Origin of the sequence: Gottfriedia solisilvae (assembly GCF_002128405.1) — a bacterium.
Classification (GTDB): Bacteria; Bacillota; Bacilli; order Bacillales; family Bacillaceae_G; genus Gottfriedia; species Gottfriedia solisilvae.
Map to the genome: position 1 here is coordinate 17,217 of NZ_NETJ01000002.1, position 19,115 is coordinate 36,331.

The window sequence follows — 19,115 nt, forward strand, 5'->3', positions numbered from 1 at the left end:
GAAGTAGGTAGAGACTTATGGAGCAAGAGGAACGGTATAAAGAAGCCAAGAAAGGTGCTTATATAGGAATTTATGGCAATCTACTCCTTGCAATTGTCAAAATGATTATTGGATATATAGGAAATAGTAAAGCATTAATGGCTGATGCAGTACATTCAGCATCTGATGTAGTAGGTTCTTTAGCAGTGTTATTTGGTTTGAGGGCAGCGAAAATGCCACCAGATGAAGATCACCCATATGGACATGGTAAAGCAGAATCAATCGCAGCGATCATTGTAGCTGTACTATTATTCATTGTTGGAATTGAAATTGGTAAATCTTCTATTGAATCATTTTTTAAACCAGTTGAATCACCTGAAGTTATTGCTTTACTTGCTGCTTTTATCTCAATTTTTTTAAAAGAATGGATGTTTCGTTACAAGTTTGCACTTGGGAAAAAATTAAATAGTGATGCAATTATTGCAAATGCATATGAACATCGTTCTGATGTATATTCATCAGCGGCCGCAATGATAGGGATTGGAGTTGCCATTATTGGGGAGAAAATAGATATGCCAGTTCTTCTTTATGCAGATCCTGCTGCTGGATTTATTGTATCAATCATGATTTTAAAAATGGCATGGGATATTGGAGCTGAATCAATTCATACAACTATGGATCATGTCCTTCATGAAGAAGATGTACAGCAATATAAGGACATTGTAAGGACTATAGAAGGGGTAAAAGAGATAAATACGCTATATGCTAGAGAACATGGATATTATGTCATTATTGATATAAAGGTTTCAGTCGATCCATATATTACTGTTGAAGAAGGACATAGGATTGGAAAAAATGTAAAAGCGAAGTTAATGGAACAAAAGGATGTGGAAAATGTGTTTGTCCATATAAATCCATATAATGATAAAAATAATACTTTCATCCACTAAGTTTACTTTAGTATAATAGTACAGTTAGGGGTGATAGATTTGTTAAAATCAAAAGCACGTTGGAAACCGAAGTCATCGAATGACCAAGCTGAACAAATATTAAGTAAAGAATTACAGATATCCCCTCTTTTAGCAAAATTACTGGTTACACGTGGGGTAACGACAGTTGAGGATGCAAAGAATTTCTTATATGAAGAACAAATGAGTTTTCATGACCCGTTTTTATTAGAGGGTATGGACATAGCGATAGACAGAGTGTTTCAAGCGATAGAAGAAAATGAAAATATATTAATTTTTGGTGATTATGATGCGGATGGGGTAAGTAGCACTTCTGTATTGTATTTAACATTAAAAGAATTAGAAGCAAATGTAGATTTTTATATCCCGAACCGTTTTAGTGAAGGATATGGACCAAATAAGAATGCATTCAAGTGGGCACATGAACAAAATTATTCGTTAATTATTACAGTTGATACGGGTATTTCAGCTGCTAATGAAGTTGATTTTGCAAATGAACTTGGAATAGATGTAATCATTACTGACCACCATGAACCACCTGAAGAATTACCAAAAGCCTTAGCGATTATCCATCCTAAACTTAGTCCTAACTATCCGTTTAAGGAGTTAGCTGGTGTGGGTGTTGTATTTAAATTTGCATCAGCACTATTAGGTAGAGAACCTGAGGAATATATGGAGCTTGTTTCAATTGGGACAGTTGCTGACTTAGTGCCGCTAGTTGATGAAAACAGATTGATCGTAAAAAAAGGTGTACGACAGTTAAAGCAAACAAATAGAGTAGGATTGAAGGCTTTACTTGAAATAAGCGGTGTAGCACAAGAATCAATTAGTGAAGAAACAATTGGTTTTGCAATTGGCCCAAGAATAAATGCAGTAGGACGTCTAGGTGACGCGAAACCTGCTGTAGATCTAGTATTAGAAACTGATAGACAAGTTGCAAAGACACTAGCAGAACAAATTGATGTGTTGAATAGAGAGCGACAGGAATTAGTTACTACAATGACTGAGGAAGCAATTAAACAAGTTAATAGTTTAGATGATACTTGTTCGAACAAAGTTATTATTGTTGCAAAAGAAGGCTGGAATGCTGGCGTAGTAGGAATTGTCGCATCAAAGCTTGTTGATCGTTTCTATAAACCTGTCATTGTCCTTAGTATTGATCATGAAAAAGGCATAGCAAAGGGTTCTGCAAGAAGTATTGAAGGATTTTCATTGTTTGAAAACTTAACAAAATGTAAAGATATCTTACCTCATTTTGGTGGACATACATTAGCAGCAGGTATGACATTAGCAATTGAAGATGTAGAACAATTAAGGCTGCGTTTAAATGAATTTGCTGATCAAACGATGACTGATGAAGATTTTATTCCTCTGAAAGAAGTAGATTTACAATGTCAGGCTAGTGAAGTGTCTATTTCATTTATAAATGAATTAAACATGCTTTCACCTTTTGGAATGCATAACCCGAAACCGGTACTGCAAATTCAGGATGTTGAAATAACAAATCTAAAACAGATTGGTAACGAAGGCGCACACTTAAAAGTTCAATTGAAGGAAAGCTCTATGTTTCTAGATGCAGTTGGATTTGGGTTTGGACATGTTGTGAATGAAATTGCAAGTGGATCTAGGATTTCCTGTTTAGGTATGGCATCGATTAATGAATGGAATGGGAAGAGAAAACCACAATTAATGATTCAAGATTTAAGTGTTAATCATTGGCAATTATTCGATTTTAGAGGACAAGAGCCACATCGTTTAACATTACCTTCTAATGAACATCAATTTGTATTCTTACATCAATCTAAAAATGAATATCTAGATTTAAAAAATAAATATCCTATTTCGAAATTCGTCTCATATGAATCTGTTCATGAAAAGATGATTGATGTTCAAAATGAATTCGTTATTCTACTAGATTTGCCAAGTTCAGAGCATGACCTAAGAGCGGTATTCCAAAATGGATTATCACAAAGAATCTATTTAGTATTTAATCAAGATGAGTTACATTTTTTCTCTCCAATTCCAAGTAGAGAGAGTTTTAAAAAATACTATTCAATTCTTGCAAAAACGAATCCATTTGACATGGGTATGTATGAAATGGCATTATGTCGTAAGATGGGATGGAAAAAAGAACAAGTCGATTTTATGACAAAGGTGTTTTTTGATCTGGAATTTGTTACAATAGAGGATGGGAAAATTCGTTTGTTGCCACAAACTGAGAAGAAAGATCTATCTCAATCAAGTACGTATGCGATCAAACTTGCAAGTATTGAACTGGAACGTTTATTTCTGTACTCAAAATGTGATGAATTAACTACATTTTTTCAAAATATGAAAAGTCATTTTTCCGAAAATGGGGAGGCACTTATTTAATGAATTTTAAAGATTATATTACGATTGTACCAAACTGGCCAAAAGAAGGCGTTCAGTTTAAAGATATTTCTTCATTAATGAATGATGGAAAAGTCTATAAAGCGGCTACTGATAAAATCGTAGAGTATGCAAAAGAAAAGGATGTTGACTTAGTTGTTGGACCTGAAGCGCGTGGATTTATCGTTGGTTGTCCAATTTCTTATGCTTTAGAAATTGGTTTTGCACCGGTTCGTAAACCTGGTAAACTACCTCGTGAAGTGATTAGCTATAATTATGACTTAGAATATGGTACAAACACTTTAACAATGCACAAGGACGCAATTAAGCCAGGACAACGTGTACTAATTACAGATGACTTATTAGCTACTGGTGGTACGATTGAAGCGACAATCAAGCTTGTTGAAGAGCTTGGTGGTATTGTAGTTGGTATTGCTTTCTTAATCGAACTTTCTTATTTAGAAGGTCGTAAAAAATTAGAAGGCTATGATATATTTACACTAATGACTTATTAATTTTTAACATAATTTAATATAATGTCATACGATGGGGTACTCTGAATTAATCAGAGTGCTCTTTTTCTATCAGAAACCTGCAAAAAAAAATGAATTTTGACGACTCCTGCTTTACAAAAAACGAAATATTCACGATAATATAAGAAATAATGATTTAAGGTGATTAAATGGCTAATGAACAAGTTTTGACAGCTGAACAAGTTTTAGAGCAAGCGTCCCATTATTTAAAAGAAGATGATGTGGCGTTTATTAAACATGCTTATGAATATGCTAGAGATGCGCATAGTGAGCAATTTCGTAAGTCAGGTGAACCATATATAATACACCCTATTCAAGTAGCAGGGATACTTGTAAGCCTTGAAATGGATGCAACCACAATTAGTGCTGGTTTTCTTCACGATGTGGTAGAAGATACTGAAGTTTCTAAAGAAGACTTAGAAAATCAATTTGGTAAAGAAGTTTCTATGCTTGTCGATGGCGTTACGAAGCTTGGTAAAATTAAGTTTAAATCGAAAGAAGAACAACAAGCTGAAAACCATCGAAAAATGTTTGTCGCAATGGCACAGGACTTGAGAGTCATTTTAATTAAACTAGCCGATCGCCTTCATAATATGAGAACGTTAAAGCATTTACCTCAGGAAAAGCGAATCAGAATTGCAAATGAAACTTTAGAAATATTTGCTCCTCTAGCTCATCGTTTAGGGATTAATAAAGTAAAGTGGGAACTGGAAGATACAGCCTTACGTTACTTAAATCCTCAACAATATTATCGTATCGTTAATCTAATGAAGCGTAAAAGAGCCGAACGTGAACAATACTTAGACGAAGTCATCAGTGAGATCGAGTCGCAACTAGAAGATGTAGAAATAAAGCCCGAAATTTCGGGTAGACCAAAGCATATATACAGCATATATCACAAAATGGCAAAGCAGAATAAACAATTTAATGAAATTTATGACTTATTGGCTGTACGTGTAATCGTCAATAGTATTAAAGATTGTTATGCTGTTTTAGGTGTCATTCATACTTGTTGGAAGCCGATGCCTGGTCGATTCAAAGATTATATTGCTATGCCAAAAGCAAATCTTTATCAATCACTTCATACGACAGTAATTGGTCCGAAGGGTGATCCTTTAGAAGTTCAAATACGTACAAAGGAAATGCATCAAATCGCTGAGTACGGGGTAGCAGCACATTGGGCTTATAAAGAAGATAAATCAAATGCAAATGTACCTACTCAGAAATCATTTGAAAATCGCTTAAGTTGGTTCCGTGAGATTATTGAATGGCAAGATAACTCTACGAATGCAGAAGAGTTTATGGAATCAGTAAAAATGGATTTATTCTCAGATATGGTTTTCGTATTTACACCAAAAGGTGATGTATACGAGTTACCGTTAGGCTCTGTGCCAATCGATTTCGCATACCGTATACACTCAGAAATTGGGAATAAAACAATTGGTACAAAAGTGAATGGAAAAATGGTACCGCTAGATTATAAATTAAAAACTGGCGATATTGTTGAAATTATGACTTCTAAGCATTCATATGGGCCAAGTCAGGACTGGTTAAAACTTGCTCAATCTTCACATGCAAAAAATAAAATACGTCAATATTTTAAAAAGCAAAGACGTGAAGAGAATGTTGATAAGGGAAAAGAATTAGTTGAAAAAGAAATAAAAGCACTAGATTGTGATATAAAAGAAGTATTAACTTCTGAAAATTTAAAACGTGTAGCTGAAAAGTTTAACTTTTCAAATGCTGAAGATATGTATGCAGCTGTCGGATATAATGGCATTACTGCAACGCAAATCGCACATCGTTTAACAGATAAATTCCGAAAAAGACCGGAAGTAGATTTAGAAGAGCGATTAAAAGAATTATCTTCAGATCTTAAAAAAGCTCCTTCACGTCGTAAAGATGCTGGTATTTCAGTTAAAGGTGTAGATAACTTACTAATACGACTTTCAAAGTGCTGTAATCCAGTACCTGGTGACGATATTGTTGGTTATATTACAAAAGGCCGTGGAGTATCTGTTCATCGAAGTGATTGTGTAAACATGCTCAATGATAGTGAAGAAGATCGCTTTATCGAAGTTGAATGGGAAGAAAGTCCAACATTTGAACGCGATTATAATGTTGATATTGAAATCTTCGGTTATGACCGTCGTGGACTTTTAAACGAAGTATTGTCTGTAGTCAATGAAACAAAAACAAATATTTCATCAGTAACAGGTAAAAATGACCGTAATAAAATGGCGACCATTACAATGAGTTTGTCCATTCGAAATATTAACCACCTTCAAAAAGTAGTGGATAAGGTAAAACAAATTCCAGACATTTACTCTGTGCGACGCATTTTCCACTAGAAGAGGAGGGGTAAGTCATGAGAGTTTTATTACAGCGTACAAAAGAAGCTAAAGTTGTAGTTGATGGACAAGTAGTAGGTCAAATACCTAAAGGATTATTATTACTTGTAGGGATCACGCATGAAGATACAGTTGATGATATGAAATACTGTGCTGATAAGGCATTAAATCTTCGAATATTTGAAGATGGCGATGGTAAAATGAACCTGTCTTTAAAAGAGGTTGATGGTCAAGTATTATCAGTATCTCAATTCACACTATATGGTGATACTCGTAAAGGAAGACGACCAAGCTTTACGGATGCTGCAAAGCCTGATATTGCAAATGAACTATACGAACAGTTTAATGCATATATACGTGAACAAGGCTTTGAAGTACAAACTGGTATTTTCGGAGCTGATATGGACGTATCGTTTACAAACTGGGGTCCGGTTACAATCATGATTGAAAGTTAATAGCACCAAAAAAAAACCTTCTTTACACAATGTGGAAGAAGGTTTTTTTACCCTTTTCATCTTGACTAATCTTTTGTTTCTATTGGCTCAATCTGTTTTGAAGTTGTACCTTTCTATTTTACATATAATATCGATTGGTTCTGAATATAGATAGTATATATGGGTTCTATTTTAGAATGCATAGGAGGGTATGAAATGGACTCGATTACACTCATTTTAATCCTGATTGCAGGTGTCATTTTATTTACGATTCTTAAAAGCTTCTTTAAGGCAATCGTATTTGTTGTGTTAATCCTACTTATTTATTATGGATTAATGTATTTATTAGATGGCTCAGTACAAAGCTCTATATCTACCATTTCAAAACTTCTTTAACCCATGGGAATTCTCCATGGTTTTTTTATTTTTTGGCTCTGTTAAAAAAGAAAGTTGATTTTCAGTTTCAGGATGCTCGCTTTCCATGGGGCGGGACCTGAGCCTCCTCGGCAAGCCTGCGGGGTCTCACCCTTCCCACTACTCCCATAGGAGTCTCGCGCCTTTCACTCCAATCAATCTCTTTAAATAAATATTCTATACTTAAAATTCTATAGTATATTTTTAAGGATAACTTTAGTAAAATATCGACAATTAACATTAACAAAGCCTATTTTTAAAGAAAATTGTAATAGAAAAATGTCTTTCAACACTCATTTTTTTGGTTTAATCGTGTCAAAACTTGGACAAACTAAATATTATGATATTGGAGGGAGACTTTCACCATGAGAATTAACAATCGTAATAGTTTGGGTTCAAATCGTAGAGGAGTTCTCAATATGGATTTTCATGAATTTCAATCAAGAGGGCAAGAGTCAAATTCATTGGAGATGGCAAGTGAGTTCGGATTAACATTAAGAGAAGTACGTGATTTAAAGAAACAATTAGAACGTTCTTAAAATTTTTCTTTCTTCAGTTCTTGACAATTATTGTAACCAAACGTAAGATATAAAATAACATATTGATACATAAAACTTACCAATGACGGAGAAAAGTATAATAGGATCTCTTGAAGAGAGAGGAAATGTCGTGGCTGAGAGCATTTCCACAAGTAGACTATTTGAAAGACACTCCAGAGGCTTTATTCTGAAAGAGTATTCTAGTAAGGATAAACGTAATCGGCGTTAACGATGAAAGTGGAAGGATGATGATTCATTCTTCAATTAGGGTGGTACCACGGGCTTATAACTCTCGTCCCTACTGTTTTATTTCAGTAGGCACGGGAGTTTTTTGTATATATAGGTTTATTTTAGGAGGATTCACAATGTCGATTAATATTCCAAGAGGTACGCAGGATATATTACCTGGTACAGTTGAGAAATGGCAGTATATTGAAAAGTTTGCAAGAGACTTATGCAAACGATATAACTACAATGAGATTCGTACACCGATGTTTGAACATACGGAAGTATTCTCAAGAGGTGTAGGTGACACGACGGATATTGTACAAAAGGAAATGTATACTTTTACAGATCGTGGTGATCGTAGTTTAACTTTACGTCCTGAAGGAACAGCATCTATTGTACGTTCATATGTAGAAAACAAAATGCACGGAAATAGTAATCAACCAACAAAATTATATTATATTGGACCAATGTTCCGTTATGAGCGTCCTCAAGCAGGGCGATATCGTCAATTTGTTCAATTTGGTATCGAGGCATTAGGTAGTAATGATCCATCAATTGATGCAGAGGTTCTTGCATTATCAAGAGATTTATATCGTGGCCTTGGTTTAAAAAATATTAAACTTGTGATCAATAGTTTAGGTGATTTAGAAAGTCGTAAAGCTCACCGTGAAGCGCTTGTTAATCACTTTAAACCTGTTGTACATGAGTTATGTGGTGATTGTCAAAATCGTTTAGAATCTAACCCACTTCGAGTGTTAGATTGTAAAAAAGACCATAATCACCCTTCAATGGCATCAGCACCTTCAATCCTTGAATATTTAAATGAAGAGTCTGTGAAGTATTTTGAAGATGTTCAATCTTATTTAACAGCAATGAATATTCCTTTTGAAGTCGATCCAAATTTAGTGCGTGGTTTAGATTATTACAATCACACTGTTTTCGAAATCATGTTAGAAGGTAAAGGTTTTGGTTCAATCTCTACTTTAAGTGGTGGAGGCCGATATAATGGCTTAGTTGAAGAATTTGGTGGACCAAATACACCTGGTATGGGCTTTGCATTAAGTATAGAGCGTTTATTATTAGCGCTTGAGACTGAAGGGATCGAACTTCCGATTCCACAAGAAATGGATGTATTTTTAATCGCCCTAGGTGATGAGGTGAAAAAAGATGCAACTTCATTATTATATCAATTGCGTAAAGCCGGTCTTGTATGTGAAAAGGATTACCAAGATCGTAAAATAAAAGCACAATTTAAAGCTGCTGACCGTTTTAATGCGAAATATGTTGCTGTTTTAGGTGAAGAAGAATTATCTCGTGGAGTCATCAATTTGAAAGACCAAGAAACGGGTGTTCAAGAGGAAGTTGCATTAGATATATTTGTAAAATACGTAAGCTCTAAATAAAGAACTGGGGGATATGGAAATGGAACAACGAACGCATTTATGTGGTCAATTAAGAGAATCACATATTGGTCAAAGTGTAACACTAAAAGGTTGGGTTCAAAAGAGACGTGACTTAGGAGGATTAATTTTTATTGATTTACGTGACCGTTCTGGAATCGTACAAATCGTATTTAATCCTGAATTATCTAATGAGGCTTTGACATTAGCTGAAACTGTTCGAAACGAATTTATACTTCAAGTGCAAGGAACAGTTGTTTCGCGTGGAGAAGGTACAGTAAACACTAATTTAGAGACTGGTGCAATTGAAGTTTCTGTTGAAAAACTAGAAATTATCAACAAAGCAAAAAATCCTCCATTCGCTATTGAAAATAAAACAGAAGTTGCAGAAGATCTGCGTTTAAAATATCGTTATTTAGATTTACGTCGTCCTGTTATGTATGACACATTTAAATTACGTTCAAAAATTACAAAGTCCGTTCGTGATTTCTTGGACGGAGAAGACTTCTTAGAAGTTGAAACACCAATTTTAACGAAGAGTACACCTGAAGGAGCTAGAGATTACTTAGTACCAAGTCGTGTACATCCAGGTGAGTTCTATGCATTACCGCAATCACCTCAAATTTTTAAACAATTATTAATGGTTTCTGGCTTTGAGCGATACTTCCAAATTGCGCGTTGTTTCCGCGATGAGGATTTACGTGCTGACCGTCAACCTGAATTCACTCAAATTGACATTGAGACTAGTTTCCTTTCTCAAGAGGAAATTATGGAAATGACAGAAAGAATGATGGTTAAAGTAATGAGCGAGACAAAAGGAGTAGACTTAGTAACTCCTCTTCCTCGAATGAGTTATGAAGAAGCAATCAATCGTTTTGGATCTGATAAACCAGATACTCGATTTGGCTTAGAATTAATCGACGTTTCTTCATTTGCTAAAGAAAGTGGATTTAAAGTATTTACTTCAGCTGTAGAAAACGGTGGCCAAGTTAAATGCTTAAACGTTAAAGGTCAAGCAGCTAATTACTCTCGTAAAGACATTGATGGTCTACAAGAATATGCTTCTCGTTACGGAGCAAAAGGACTTGCATGGTTAAAGCTTGAGGAAGATGGATTTAAAGGACCAATCGCAAAATTCTTTAGCGAAGAAGAATTTGCAACTTTAAGATTAGCTGTAGAAGGTGAAGTTGGAGACTTAATCTTATTCGTTGCATCTGACGCATCAGTTGTCGCAAATAGTTTAGGTGCACTTCGCTTAAAATTAGGTAAAGATTTAGACTTAATTGACCAATCTAAATTTAATTTCTTATGGGTAACTGATTGGCCATTACTTGAGTATGATGCAGAGTTAGATCGTTATTTTGCTGCTCATCATCCATTTACATCACCAGTTCGTGAAGATTTAGCTAAATTAGATAGTGATCCAGGTAGTGTTAAAGCTCAAGCTTATGACTTAGTCTTAAACGGCTATGAGCTTGGTGGAGGATCTGTTCGTATTTACGAAAGAGATATCCAAGAAAAAATGTTTAAGTGCCTTGGTTTTTCTGAAGAAGAAGCACAAGCACAATTCGGTTTCTTAATGGAAGCTTTTGAATACGGAACTCCGCCACATGGTGGTATTGCATTAGGTTTAGACCGTATTGTTATGCTACTTGCGGGACGCACAAACTTACGTGACACAATTGCATTCCCGAAAACAGCTTCAGCAAGTTGTTTATTAACAAATGCACCAAGTCCAGTTTCTGTCTCACAATTAGAAGATTTATCTTTAAAAACAACAGTAGAAGAGTAAAATAAAACGGAAGGATGAAAGGAGCAAATTTCCTAAATCCTTCCATTTTTCTTGTATTATTTTCTTTATTGTCTAAAAATAACTTGTTTTCTTAATTCATGCTTGATGAAAACAACGTAAATCATGTATATTTAAATCATTGTATTCTGATTAAGTTAGTGGGAGTTGAATGGATGTTACACCAATTTTCTCGTAATGAGCTTGCATTTGGTAAAGCAGGTTTAGAACGATTACAAAAAAGTACGGTAGCAATTTTAGGTATTGGCGGAGTTGGCTCTTTTGCAGCAGAAGCATTAGCTCGTTCAGGAGTCGGCCGATTAATTTTAGTTGATAAAGATGTAATCGATATCACAAATGTTAATAGACAGATTCACGCATTATTATCAACGGTTGGAGAACCGAAAGTAGAAATGATGAAACAACGTATTCAAGATATTAATCCTGAATGCGAAATTATTACACATAAAATGTTTTATACAGAAGAAACTTTTGAAAAGTTTTTTGAGATTCCTTTAGATTATGTAATTGATGCATCTGATACGATTTCATATAAAATTCATTTAATAAAAGAATGTCGTCGTCGCGGAATTCCACTTATTTCAAGTATGGGTGCTGCAAATAAGATGGATCCAACTCGATTCAAAGTTGCAGATATTTCTAAAACAACTCATGATCCGATTGCAAAGGTAATCCGAACTAAACTTAGAAAAGAAGGGATTCATAAAGGCGTAACAGTTGTCTTTTCAGATGAGAGTCCAATTGTAATCAGAGAAGATATTCGTAAAGAAATCGTACCTGATGAAAACACAAAAATTCGCAAAGCGAAAATGCCACCTTCATCTAATGCATTTGTTCCTTCAGTTGCTGGTTTAATAGCTGCTAGTCATGCTGTACGTGAACTAATAAAAGATATTGAAATTAAACGTGTTGGTAAAGAATAAAACTGTAGGAATTTATTTCCTACAGTTTTTTTTAGACCGGACATGCGCATAGTGATGAAGCGCTTCCTCTCTCACTAAAAAGAGAAAATCCTCGAGTAGAATTCAAAATGTTTCCTTACTTAGTAAAAGAGCTAATTTAAAAATAAATTGCATATGACTATTTAATTTAGAAATACTACCTCAATAAGGAGGTGTGTGACTTTGAAAAAATGCTTAAGACTGATTGGTCCTTTTGTTATTTCAGTTACACTTTTAACTGGTTGTAATAGCTCTAGTGATGATCAAAAAAGTGAGAAACAACAGCGGGTTGATAATTTATCGAATAAAATAAATACAAACTATAAAAAGAATAATGGTGTTGTTGAAAAAGATGGAAAAGTCCGCAAAAACGGTGTTGTGAATGATAAAGAATCAAGAAAAATGAATAATAAATAAAAAATAACCCCAGATTTGAAATCTGGGGTTATTGTCTGTTCAAACACGCTTCGCAAGCAGTGGAACTCAATTTTACATATTTACATCATGTTGCTTTGTGCTTTTTTTACGATTCTTTACTAGTCTTCGCCCTATATAAGAAATAGCTAATAAAACTAATACTAGCATAAGTATTTCAGCAAAATTTAATTTAAAATATTTTGCACCAGTGACTATTAATAGTGTAGATATTGTACCTTTCACAATAAAAAAGATCAGAACCCATAATCCGCCTTTTTTCCAATTCATCTTGTTACTCCTCACTGTTACATACATTCATTATTACATTTTCATTATACAGTAGGAATGTTGATAAAAAAATGAATAAAGTATGACAATTAAATAATTACATACCATCAATTTACAATATTTTTTAAAAAGTTTTGGTTCTTTCTAATTGATGTTTTTAGCTGTAAAATCTTATCGCTCAATTCTTCATTTTCTTTTTGTAGCGTTTTAATCGATTGTTTAAGGTGGGTATTCTGATCGGAAAGTTGCTGATCACTTTCGTATTTCGTTAAAAATAAAATAACTTTATCTAAATCGATATTTGGTATGTTATGATTATCTGTTTTATTACTTACTGCATTATTCACTTTTTGTTTTCTCAATAATTGGTATCTTGAAGCACATGCAGCTTTTGAGCGGTTTATGATATTTGCAACAGTGACAAATGCATCTTGCTTAGATTTGCCTTTTTTTAAATTGTTTTCAACTAATTCTAAAAGCGTAGCTTCATCCTCGGTTGACCACATTTTTTTTTGTGTATTCATATGACACCTCTTTAAATCATCTATCAATAGCTTGACCAAATAAACTGATGTAAATGAGAAAATTTTTGAATCCAAGATGAAAAATATTTCCAATTCAATTACAATAGAGTAAATAGTTTGCAGAAATAGGAGGGCGAAAAATGAGTCATGAACCTCTTGCATATCGGATGAGACCAAGGACAATTGATGAGTTAATTGGTCAGGAACAAATAATTGGTAAAGAATCAGCTTTATATCGACTAATTCAAAATGGACGAGTTCCTTCAATGCTTATACATGGAGAACCGGGAATCGGTAAAACATCTTTTGCATATGCAATTGCTGGTACTGTAGATAAAAGATTTGTTACGGTTAATGCAACAACATCAGGTAAGAAAGAGCTAGAAGATATTGTGCATGAAGCAAAAATGTTTGGTGAAATTATTTTATTTGCAGATGAAATTCATCGTTGGTCAAAATTACAACAAGATTATTTACTGTCTTATGTTGAAAGTGGATTTATCACATTAATAGGAGCAACAACAGAAAATCCATATCATGATGTAAACAGTGCGATACGAAGCCGTTGTAATCATATTTTAAAATTAGATCCACTTCTACCAAAGCATATTTATAAATTGCTAGATCGTGCACTACAAGACGAGGATAGGGGATTAGGCAATTTACAAATCCAAATATCAGAAGAACAAATTTTGAAAATTGCACATGGTGTAAATGGAGATGCAAGATCATCTTTAAATATATTAGAATCTATTGTTTTTGGTTCTCCAAAGGAATCGGATGGAACAATTATTGTTCAAGATGAAATCATTGAGGAATTTTTAAGATCAAAAGGATTTAATCATGATAAAAATGGTGATTTTCACTATGATACATTATCTGGGTTTCAAAAAAGTATTCGCGGTAGTGATGTAAATGCGGCTCTTTATTATTTAGCAAGATTAATTGAAGCCGGAGATTTGACGAGTATTTGTAGAAGATTAACGGTTATTGCATATGAAGATATTGGATTAGCTGGTGACCCTTGGAAAGTTGTGTTAGCCTGTGAGGCAGCAAAACAAGTCGGTTTTCCGGAGGCTAGAATTATTCTATCAAACACTGTTATTGAACTCTGTCTTTCGTCTAAATCCAATTCAAGTGTGTTGGCTATAGATCGGGCATTAGGTGATGTAAGAAGTGGTTTGCATGATGATATCCCTGCTCATTTAAAGGATAGCCATTATGCAGGAGCGAAAGACATGGGACACGGTATTGGTTATGTTTATCCGCATGACCACCCTTTAGGAAACTTTGGCGGTTGGGTAAACCAGCAATATTTACCGGACAGATTAGTTAACCAAGTTTACTATAAGCCAAAGGAAGCTGGAAATGAAAAGCGGTATGGTGCAATCTTTGAGAAGCTTGAACAATTTAAAAAGGTACAAAAAAAGGAGAAATAGCATTCGCTAATTTCTCCTTTTATTTTTAAGCACTTAAATCATTTTCATATATATCGATGATCGGTTGTTCCACTAAATGGTTTGTAAGCATTTGGATTTCAGCCATTAACTGTGTAGTGTTAATAAACGTTGAAGGAATTGATAAAATCTCATTTTCATCTTTATCATAAAAAACGAGATATTTAACTTTCAGCTGATAAGCCGCATTTTTTCCTTCGTTTTTTCTCCATTTCCTAAGCTCGATAGTCATTCTGTAAATTTTATGAAGCTCAATCGTAGTACTTTCATTTGCTTTAATCAGTGTTAATTGTCTTCTTTTTAGAATGACTTTTGCTTCTTTTCTAAGCTTAATCGTCGCATATACTTTGAAAAGAAAAACGCCCCAAAGTAATGCTAATAGCAAGAAGTAAATCGGATCATTGTTAGAAAATGATGTCCACGTACGAACAGCAGTAATAAATCCGAGTACAAAAGTACCGTAGTGCCAATTAGGTTTGGACTCTAAAATTACTTCCGAATCATGTTTTGCATAGTCATCCTTATTAAATTGTTCAAGTTGTTGAATATGTTCAACTTCTGTTAATTGATTCCAGCTAGTAAATGTAGTGATTGTGTCTTCAAACATTTTTGGACTAGGGATTTGTTCAGTTAAGAATGCACCAACATATCCAGCCATCCAGCCCTTTTCAGCCCAATCATCACGGTGGCTTTTAAACTTAACAAGATAATAAGTAACCTCTTGTCCATAATAATTAGTTGTGTCATGTCGTTTCACTACTTCAATTTCATCTGGAACTACACCGAATTCATCATGATCAACTAAATAATGGAAAAAACGATTTTTCACAAAGCTATGTTGTATTTCTTCATTAATCTTATAAAAGTGTTCTTTTGAACTTTCGCTTAACCTAGTGTAGAACCAGACACACGCCTCAATATTGTAAGCACAAGATTCAATTATTTCACGAGATACATTGTACCCTCGTTCAAGTAATGAAATAACGGCATCAACTTTTAAATATGCATCTTTAAATTGCAGTGCTTCAAGTAAAAATGCTTGCATCTCATCATCAAAAAAGTATTGCATTAACTGTAAATAGATACCCATTTCTGAGCGAATCATTGTATATGATTCTTTCCATGCCTGATAAACGAATTGCAGACTATAATCCTTGTCATATGATAAATACGCTACTCTTTTACTTTGATAATTTCGTTTTATCTGTTCTATAATTAGGTTCTTTTCATCACTTGTTAACGACAATTCTACTCCACTATTTCTTAAACATAAAAGCATCATATGGAATATTGAGTCGTTGAGGTTTTCGTCTTTAAGTAGTGGTATGAATTTTTTTACTAGTTTTGGAGCCCACTCTGTTTCCTCAAAGATATATGCTACATCTATTCCTAATTCATATTGTTTTGAATATTTTTCAATTATACGAATGTATGCATCTCTTGCCACGTCTGTTTTGATCGTAATTAATAAATAGAGCGCCTGGAGTTTTGCACGTTCACTATAACGTTCAAAGTTTTTTTCTATTGGCTTAACTAATTCTGAATGAGGGTATTCTGAACAGAAACCAACTAAATGATAGCTTCCATCATCCCAATCTTCTAATGAATTTGGAAAGCTCTTACCTGCTGCTTCTAATAGATAAATTAATGAATCCAGATAAACATCTTTATGAAGAGACTTTCTAAGTTGGTCAATTCCTTTTGCTCTATTGTAAAGATCTGTTGATGATAGTTTTTTAACAATTTGTTTAAATTTAGTTTGTATGGCCAACTTAATACCTCCTCTAGCTGCCTTTCAATACAAATATAACATAAGTGGAAGGCCGGGATATAGAGTAACGAATAGTATGATAGTACAGTAATTTTGCAAACCCTTATGGGACTCTTACCTTATTTTTTGTCATAATTGGATATATTTAACAAATTGTTTTGATAATTTTTTTTTACGCTCTTATAATAATAGAAACAAGCAGTCTATATGGAAAAAATCGTTCTCGTTTAATCCTAATGTCTCTTTCGTCGACGTTCATTTTCGAAGGATATTAGGAATTCTTTTTGCATTTAAACTTTATGAGGAGGATGAAAATGGTCCAGCTCTATGTGTTGGCACTTGTCATTGGTGGAGTAACCGGCTTAATTTTTCACATCCTGTTTAACAAAGGGACAATCATGTTACCTGTAAAACGAAAAAAGGGCTTCTTCTTAGGGTTTCTTGCAGATATATTATTTGGAGCAACAGCTGCTGCATTGTTTGTTTCATTATTTATTCCTGAAAATATGCTGAAAGATATGCGAATGGTGATTGGCTATTGTATTTTAGCAGGTCTCTCATCACAGAGCTTTTTATTAAGCAGAGCACTCAATACCGAACGTGAGAGAGTTGCTTCTCTACACAACATATCGAAACAAATTGTGTAATAACCTTATTATTTTCTTTAACAGAATTGAAGGAGGAAGATATGTTGAAGCAAGCTCTCACACCCGAAGAGAAAGCGATTTATCTTGAATTATTACAGGATTTAATCAATGCCGGTACTGAGTTAGAAATTAAAAGAATTGAAGACGAAATCCTCAAGTTTTTAAGGAAAGCAAGAGAATTGCCAGTTAGTATTGAGGCAAAAGACGAGAAAGCTGCAGCGGCCCATTATATTCGTGCTGGAATCTTGAAAAATTAAATGAATTAAGAGATAATACACTTTTCCAATTGGATTAGTGTATTTTTTTTTAGAAATGTGAAATTGATTTTTAAATAGTGTACAATAATTGTATAAATAATGTATTAGAGTAGGTTTAAAATAGATTAGATCATTGAAATAAGTTATTGAACGGAGTGAATAGATGAAAATTTCAACTAAGGGAAGATACGGATTAACAGTAATGATTGAGTTAGCTAAGAGATATTGTGATAAGCCAATTTCTTTAAAAAGTATTGCAAATGCACAAAATCTATCAGAGCATTATTTAGAGCAAATTATTTCATTGCTACGTAATGCTGGCCTTGTAAAAAGTATTCGAGGAGCATATGGTGGGTATATTTTAACCAAGGAGCCAAATGAAATATCGGCAGGCGAAGTCATTTCTGCTTTAGAAGGTTCTTTATCTCCAATTGAAAATATTGAAGATGAAAATCCAGCACAAAGAGAATTATGGACTCGAGTACAAAAAGCAATCAATGATGTTTTAGATCACACAACTCTAGAAGATTTAGCAAAATTAGAATCAGATGATTTAAATGGATATATGTTTTATATTTAATAGAATTGCATTCAAAGCTGATTTTGAATGCTTCATCAAGAAAGGATTATGAGAATGGAACGTATTTACGTAGATCATGCAGCGACTTCACCTATGCACCCAAAGGTAATTGAAAAAATGGTTATTGAAATGAACGAAACCTTTGGAAACCCTTCAAGTATCCACTCTTTTGGCCGACAAGCTCGTCAAAAAGTTGATACAGCTCGTTTAGTATGTGCAAGTAGTATTGGTGCAAAAGTGAATGAAATAATATTTACAAGTGGCGGAACGGAAAGTGATAATTTAGCCATTAGAGGTGCGGTATATGCAAATCAAAAGTTTGGTAAGCACATTATTACCTCTGCTATTGAACATCATGCTATATTACATACATGCCAAGCGCTTGAAAAAGAAGGTTTTGAGGTAACGTATTTGCCTGTAGATCATACTGGGCGAGTAAATATAGAGGATGTTAAGTCTGCATTGCGTGATGACACAATTCTTGTATCTATTATGATGGTTAATAATGAAGTAGGAACAGTACAACCAATTCAAGAAATTGGAGAAATCCTAAAAAGTCATAAAGCATTGTTTCATACAGATGCTGTTCAAGCATATGGGTTAATTCCAATTGATGTGAATGAATTAGGCGTAGACTTTTTATCCATCTCTTCACATAAAATTAATGGCCCTAAAGGTGTAGGGTTTTTATATGCGAATGAAAAAGCTACATTTTCACAACAACAGTTCGGTGGTCAACAAGAACGTAAACGTCGAGCAGGGACTGAAAATGTACCTGGAATTGTAGGCTTAGCTAAAGCAATAGAACTGATTTTAAGTGAACGAGAAGTGCGAGTTAAAAACTATTTGCGATTCCAAGAAATTTTCATTAATGATTTAAAAGAGAACGACATTCGTTTTGAAAAAAATGGAAACGAGACGTTTTTTGCTCCACATGTGTTAAACTTATCATTTGATGATATTTCGATTGAATCGTTTTTAGTTAATTTAGACATAGCTGGAATTGCAGCTTCAAGTGGTTCTGCTTGTACAGCGGGTAGTGTTGATCCTTCACACGTACTAGTTGAAATGTTTGGAATTGATTCGCCTAAAATTCGTTCTTCAGTTCGATTTAGTTTTGGTTATGGAAATACAGAGGAGCAAATACATGCTCTTGCACAACGTGTTGCTTCTATCGTTCAACGATTAGTTAAAATATAAAAAATGC

At 34.0% G+C, this 19,115-nt stretch carries 18 protein-coding genes and 1 other annotated feature; of the genes, 15 read left to right on the plus strand and 3 right to left on the minus strand.

Going from position 1 to position 19,115, the window contains the following annotated elements; genetic code table 11:
• Positions 1-17 precede the first annotated feature (17 nt).
• The 10 genes from CAB05_RS04475 to CAB05_RS04525 all read left to right on the plus strand — a co-directional run bounded on the left by CAB05_RS04475 (position 18) and on the right by CAB05_RS04525 (position 12,384).
• Positions 18-929, plus strand: a complete 912-nt coding sequence (locus CAB05_RS04475) for a cation diffusion facilitator family transporter (protein ID WP_087998642.1) — start codon at positions 18-20, stop codon at positions 927-929.
• A 39-nt stretch (positions 930-968) separates the two neighbouring features.
• Positions 969-3,320: a single-stranded-DNA-specific exonuclease RecJ gene (recJ, locus tag CAB05_RS04480; protein WP_087998643.1), complete on the plus strand. Its 2,352-nt coding sequence runs from the start codon at positions 969-971 to the stop codon at positions 3,318-3,320.
• Positions 3,320-3,832 (plus strand): adenine phosphoribosyltransferase, encoded by a 513-nt coding sequence (locus tag CAB05_RS04485; protein WP_087998644.1) that lies wholly within the window; start codon positions 3,320-3,322, stop codon positions 3,830-3,832. Before recJ ends, CAB05_RS04485 begins: the two co-directional genes overlap by 1 nt.
• A 167-nt stretch (positions 3,833-3,999) precedes the next feature.
• Positions 4,000-6,201 carry a RelA/SpoT family protein gene (locus CAB05_RS04490; RefSeq protein ID WP_087998645.1) on the plus strand — a complete coding sequence of 734 codons (2,202 nt, stop codon included), beginning with the start codon at positions 4,000-4,002 and terminating at the stop codon, positions 6,199-6,201.
• A 17-nt stretch (positions 6,202-6,218) separates the two neighbouring features.
• On the plus strand, positions 6,219-6,656 hold the full coding sequence (gene dtd, locus CAB05_RS04495; RefSeq protein ID WP_087998646.1) for a D-aminoacyl-tRNA deacylase: 438 nt from the start codon (positions 6,219-6,221) through the stop codon (positions 6,654-6,656).
• 195 nt (positions 6,657-6,851) lie between these two features.
• Positions 6,852-7,031: a hypothetical protein gene (locus CAB05_RS04500; RefSeq protein ID WP_087998647.1), complete on the plus strand. Its 180-nt coding sequence runs from the start codon at positions 6,852-6,854 to the stop codon at positions 7,029-7,031.
• Between the two features lie 630 nt (positions 7,032-7,661).
• Positions 7,662-7,891: a binding site (T-box leader), on the plus strand.
• 62 nt (positions 7,892-7,953) lie between these two features.
• Positions 7,954-9,219 (plus strand): histidine--tRNA ligase, encoded by a 1,266-nt coding sequence (gene hisS, locus CAB05_RS04510; RefSeq protein WP_087998649.1) that lies wholly within the window; start codon positions 7,954-7,956, stop codon positions 9,217-9,219.
• Between the two features lie 19 nt (positions 9,220-9,238).
• Positions 9,239-11,008, plus strand: a complete 1,770-nt coding sequence (aspS, locus tag CAB05_RS04515; RefSeq protein ID WP_087998650.1) for an aspartate--tRNA ligase — start codon at positions 9,239-9,241, stop codon at positions 11,006-11,008.
• 173 nt (positions 11,009-11,181) lie between these two features.
• Positions 11,182-11,949, plus strand: a complete 768-nt coding sequence (locus CAB05_RS04520) for a tRNA threonylcarbamoyladenosine dehydratase (protein WP_087998651.1) — start codon at positions 11,182-11,184, stop codon at positions 11,947-11,949.
• A 201-nt stretch (positions 11,950-12,150) separates the two neighbouring features.
• Positions 12,151-12,384, plus strand: a complete 234-nt coding sequence (locus tag CAB05_RS04525) for a hypothetical protein (protein ID WP_087998652.1) — start codon at positions 12,151-12,153, stop codon at positions 12,382-12,384.
• Positions 12,385-12,456: 72 nt separating this feature from the next.
• On the opposite strand, the gene CAB05_RS04530 is transcribed toward CAB05_RS04525, so the two are convergent.
• Complete coding sequence (locus CAB05_RS04530) at positions 12,457-12,672, minus strand: hypothetical protein (RefSeq protein WP_087998653.1); 216 nt, start codon at positions 12,670-12,672, stop codon at positions 12,457-12,459.
• 107 nt (positions 12,673-12,779) lie between these two features.
• Positions 12,780-13,196 (minus strand): hypothetical protein, encoded by a 417-nt coding sequence (locus CAB05_RS04535; protein WP_087998654.1) that lies wholly within the window; start codon positions 13,194-13,196, stop codon positions 12,780-12,782.
• Positions 13,197-13,336: 140 nt separating this feature from the next.
• Between CAB05_RS04535 and CAB05_RS04540 the strand changes: the two genes are divergently transcribed.
• Positions 13,337-14,635, plus strand: coding sequence for a replication-associated recombination protein A (locus CAB05_RS04540; RefSeq protein ID WP_087998655.1), 1,299 nt, complete (start codon positions 13,337-13,339; stop codon positions 14,633-14,635).
• A 25-nt stretch (positions 14,636-14,660) separates the two neighbouring features.
• On the opposite strand, the gene CAB05_RS04545 is transcribed toward CAB05_RS04540, so the two are convergent.
• Entirely contained in the window at positions 14,661-16,424 is a 1,764-nt protein-coding gene (locus CAB05_RS04545; protein WP_087998656.1) for a hypothetical protein, read from the minus strand.
• Positions 16,425-16,738: 314 nt separating this feature from the next.
• Here CAB05_RS04545 and CAB05_RS04550 point away from each other — a divergent pair, with 314 nt between their 5' ends.
• From CAB05_RS04550 to CAB05_RS04565, 4 genes are all read left to right on the plus strand, one after another.
• Positions 16,739-17,071, plus strand: coding sequence for a DUF4257 domain-containing protein (locus CAB05_RS04550; RefSeq protein WP_158093173.1), 333 nt, complete (start codon positions 16,739-16,741; stop codon positions 17,069-17,071).
• A gap of 41 nt (positions 17,072-17,112) precedes the next feature.
• Positions 17,113-17,328: a hypothetical protein gene (locus CAB05_RS04555; protein ID WP_087998658.1), complete on the plus strand. Its 216-nt coding sequence runs from the start codon at positions 17,113-17,115 to the stop codon at positions 17,326-17,328.
• Between the two features lie 163 nt (positions 17,329-17,491).
• Positions 17,492-17,908 (plus strand): cysteine metabolism transcriptional regulator CymR, encoded by a 417-nt coding sequence (gene cymR, locus CAB05_RS04560; protein ID WP_087998659.1) that lies wholly within the window; start codon positions 17,492-17,494, stop codon positions 17,906-17,908.
• 54 nt (positions 17,909-17,962) lie between these two features.
• The gene (locus CAB05_RS04565; RefSeq protein ID WP_087998660.1) at positions 17,963-19,108 is read left to right on the plus strand and encodes a cysteine desulfurase family protein; all 1,146 of its coding nucleotides are present in this window, start codon (positions 17,963-17,965) and stop codon (positions 19,106-19,108) included.
• The last annotated feature ends 7 nt before the right edge of the window (positions 19,109-19,115 follow it).